General features: G+C 47.9%; 2 protein-coding genes. Both read right to left on the reverse strand.

All coding sequences use genetic code 11. The annotated features are described in order from the left end of the window. Positions 1 to 45 precede the first annotated feature (45 nt). Entirely contained in the window at positions 46 to 429 is a 384-nt protein-coding gene (locus ACTHUM_RS13975; protein ID WP_070461422.1) for a diacylglycerol kinase, read from the reverse strand. 68 nt (positions 430 to 497) lie between these two features. Then, positions 498 to 1454, reverse strand: a 957-nt coding sequence (gshB, locus tag ACTHUM_RS13980) for a glutathione synthase (RefSeq protein ID WP_440403169.1), incomplete at its 5' end; no start/stop codon positions are given.

Below are 1454 nucleotides of genomic sequence, written 5' to 3' on the forward strand. Positions count from 1 at the left end.
AATTAATACTATCTAATCCTAACGAATTACCATATTAACACATTTTTAAGCAGTTAATGCAATAATCCAAACAATAAATAACATGAACAAAGCCATCAGTTGCGTGGCCGAACCGGCATCTTTGGCACGCTTGGCCAGCTCGTGTTTTTCAGTAGAGGTATGGTCAACGGCTGCCTCGACGGCGGTATTAAACAATTCGGTAATCAATGAAATAAACGATGCGACAACAAGCACCATTTTGGTGACCGAGCCGAAATCAAGAAACAACGCCAAGACAATTAAAATCAGGTTCAACCAAAAAACTTGGCGAAATGCGCTTTCATAACGATACGCGGCAGCCAGTCCGTCTTTGGAATAACCAAACGCGTTGATAATGCGCTTGATGCCGCTTTTGCCTTTTTTCTCAGAAGCATAGGAAGATGGTTTCATCATATACTCAACATTAGAATGCCGTCTGAAAAGAAACGGTCGGGTCAATTTTCAGACGGCCTTTGGATTTATTGTTTTACCCAAGATGCCACGGCATCTGCGAACATGGCAGCAACGTCGAAATCTTTTTGCTTCATGATCTCTTGGAAGCCGGTCGGGCTGGTTACATTGACTTCGGTCAGGTTGCTGCCGATGACATCCAAACCGGCAAGCAAGATGCCGCGGCGTTTCAATTCAGGCGCAAGGGTTTCTGCAATTTCACGGTCGCGCTCGCTCAATTCCTGTGCCACGCCGCGACCGCCGGCAGCCAAGTTGCCGCGCGTTTCACCGTTTTGCGGAATACGCGCCAAAGCATACGGAACAACTTCCCCGCCGATAATCAAAATGCGCTTGTCGCCATGTACGATTTCAGGAATATAGCGTTGTGCCATGATGGTGCGTGAATCAAGCTGCATCAGGGTTTCAAGGATACTGCCGATATTGGGGTCGGATTCGGTCAGGCGGAAAATGCCCATACCGCCCATGCCGTCCAACGGTTTGATGATGATGTCGCCGTGTTCTTTCAAAAAGGCACGGACATCGGCGGAACGTGTGGTAACCAAAGTGGGCGCGGTAAACTGGCTGAAGTTCAAAATCGCCAATTTCTCATTGAAATCGCGCATTGCTTGTCCGCTGTTAAATACTTTTGCACCCTGCTGCTGTGCCAACGTCAAAAACTGGGTTGCGTACAGATATTGCATATCAAACGGCGGATCAGTGCGCATAATGACCGCATCGAAATCTTTCAAGGCCGTCTGAACTTTTGCCTCTGCTTTAAACCATTCATGATCGTCATCGTTCTTCGCGCCGACAAACTCAAATGCCGCCGCCTGAGCCACCACCAAGCCTTCACGGACGGACAATTCTCCGCTCAAGGTATGAAAAAGCTGCCAACCGCGCTTTGCCATTTCACGCATCATGGCGTAAGTAGTGTCTTTATAGGTTTTAAAACTTGCCATTGGATCGGCGATAAACAGGACTTTCGT

The sequence above is a fragment of the Neisseria sp. P0021.S006 genome, from assembly GCF_051956895.1.